Here is a 2,097-nt window from a genome sequence, read left to right as displayed (position 1 = left end):
TCCCTATTATGCCCGTCCCTATTGGCGCCACCGCTATTACGGCGGCTGGGGTGGCGGACCGTGGGGCGGCCCCTGGTGGTGAGCCTCTGCTGACCGCTCACGGCTGATTGATCACGCGATCCCGCCTGCGCGCGCTGTCGCGCAGACGGGCGGACAGCGCGAGCTGACCTCCGCTGAGCCGCAGTGCAACGCCGTTCAGCGATGGCACGTCTCTTGTATCGATCTCCGCCAGCGGCTGCGCGCCGCGCGCGGAGATCGGGCATGTCTGACGCTGTCAACACCGAGGCGTTCTGGGTCGAAACGATCCTCGATTGGCTGGTCGAGAACGCCAGCCTGCGCAAGGAGCGCATCGACCTCAAGCGCAAGTTCACGCAGGAGCCCTATAATCTCAGCGCCGTCAGGGTGTTGACGATGATGGATGAGCTCGTCGCGCTTCACAACGCGCGCAGCGGGGCGAAGCTCGTGCTGTCGCAGAACTGGCGGCTGGCGCATCGTAACAACAGCGTCGGCGATTTCATCGCGGCGTTTCTTCGCCTGGTGCTGCCTGGCCACGACACGGCCGATGCCACCACCCCCGACAATGGCGCGTCGCTCCCCGGCCGGATGTCGGAAACCCGACAGGGCCGGGCGCACCATCAGCGTCTCGAAGCGCTGCGCGCCAATCCGCGCGGCGATTGGAAGCCAGTCGATCTCGAGATCATCGCTTCGCAATATGCGATGAAGTTTCGCAAGATCACCGGCACGCACGAGGTCTTCCTGCATCCCGCGGTCGCGCATTGCGTGACCATTCCGCTGAAGGCTCCGATCAGGCCGCCGCATATCCGCGCTTTCGTGGCGATGATCGACGGCATGGATGAGGCGGCGCGATGAGCGATGTCGATGCCTATTCCCATGAGTTGACGGTGCTGGGCGCCGACGATGGCGGCGGCTTTCTCGTCACCTTTCCCGATTGTCCCGGCGTCGTCGGCATCGGAGCGACCGCGGATGCAGCCATCGTCGACGGACAGCAGGCGCTGTTTGCAGCTCTCGATGCGCTCAAGGCCGTCGATCGCGCACCACCGTCCCCGGGCACGGCGCGCGCCGCCGCGCCGCCGGTGTGAGTTGGCGCGGAGAGTGCCATAAAGAGGAGGGGACACCATGCCACTGACTGAGGACGCCATCCAGGTCGGCAAATGCTACAAGACGCGGATCGCCGAGAGCTACAAGGTGCTGTCGATCACCCGCGGCATCGTCACCTACCAGACGCTGACCTCTCCCTTGCGCATCAACACCGGTATCAAGGCGTTCGCGGATGCTGTCTACAAGGAGATTCGCTGTCCGGGGGAGAGGTAGGGCTCATCGGATGTGACCTCTTGGTCCGCCGCGTGGCTTTGAAAGTCAAAATCGCAAATCTCTCCCCCGTCATTGCGAGCGCAGCGAAGCAATCCAGAGTCCCGCCCACCATCCTGGATTGCTTCGCTGCGCTCGCAATGACGTGGAGAGAGTTCGCTCGTGTCGTGCGGAGGTGAAGGATGAGGGTGGAGGAGCGTGACAACGGTGTCCTGGCGTTTGTCGACGCCGACGGTCAGATCTGGGCGCAATGCGCGCGGCCCTCGCAGCATCCCGATGATCCTGACTACGTGATCGAAGGCCCGCTGAGCGGCTTCATCCATGAGGAGGGCACGTTCACCCCCGACAGCGAGCAGGCGTTTCGCGCCTGGCTCGACGACCGCCTGATCAGCGACGAGATCTTCCATGTCAGGGACCGGGAGACCGCGCTGTCCCTGTGCCAGCGCATCGCGGCCGCGGCGCGCGAGATCCTGAAGGACAGGGCGGGCCGACCCCAGGCCGACTGACGGCCGCGTCGCGTTCTCTCAAATTAATGATTGCTATTTTTCGGAAATCGTGTTCTTGTCTACCTAACCCGCCTCGAGCAGAGGGACGTACGCGTCGTCACGAACGTGGAGGTGGGCTGCGATGGCCGTGACGGCTGTGCCGACGAGCACAGACCGGCGCGGACGGCTAAGTCGTGTGGTCCTGGCCTCTCGACGCTGAGGTCAAGTTCGCGGTCGTTGCTTGACGGCACGCGCGGGCGATGGGGGCAAGAACGCCGATCCC

General features: G+C 64.5%; 4 protein-coding genes. All 4 read left to right on the top strand.

Features of this window, described 5'->3' with window-relative positions; translation table 11 throughout:
- The first annotated feature begins 261 nt into the window (after window positions 1–261).
- The 4 genes from BRAO375_RS38005 (at window position 262) to BRAO375_RS13700 (ending at window position 1,835) form a co-directional block, all read left to right on the top strand.
- Window positions 262–870 carry a hypothetical protein gene (locus BRAO375_RS38005; protein ID WP_009028073.1) on the top strand — a complete coding sequence of 203 codons (609 nt, stop codon included), beginning with the start codon at window positions 262–264 and terminating at the stop codon, window positions 868–870.
- The gene (locus tag BRAO375_RS13710; RefSeq protein ID WP_009028072.1) at window positions 867–1,100 is read left to right on the top strand and encodes a type II toxin-antitoxin system HicB family antitoxin; all 234 of its coding nucleotides are present in this window, start codon (window positions 867–869) and stop codon (window positions 1,098–1,100) included. The genes BRAO375_RS38005 and BRAO375_RS13710 overlap by 4 nt, the downstream gene beginning before the upstream one ends.
- Before the next feature lie 37 nt (window positions 1,101–1,137).
- Window positions 1,138–1,332, top strand: a complete 195-nt coding sequence (locus BRAO375_RS13705; protein ID WP_009028071.1) for a hypothetical protein — start codon at window positions 1,138–1,140, stop codon at window positions 1,330–1,332.
- A 179-nt stretch (window positions 1,333–1,511) separates the two neighbouring features.
- The gene (locus BRAO375_RS13700; protein ID WP_009028070.1) at window positions 1,512–1,835 is read left to right on the top strand and encodes a hypothetical protein; all 324 of its coding nucleotides are present in this window, start codon (window positions 1,512–1,514) and stop codon (window positions 1,833–1,835) included.
- The last annotated feature ends 262 nt before the right edge of the window (window positions 1,836–2,097 follow it).

The organism is Bradyrhizobium sp. ORS 375 (assembly GCF_000239775.1).
Classification (GTDB): Bacteria; Pseudomonadota; Alphaproteobacteria; order Rhizobiales; family Xanthobacteraceae; genus Bradyrhizobium.
The sequence above is the reverse complement of the archived record's forward strand: the minus strand, read 5'-3'. Positions and strand labels throughout refer to the sequence as shown.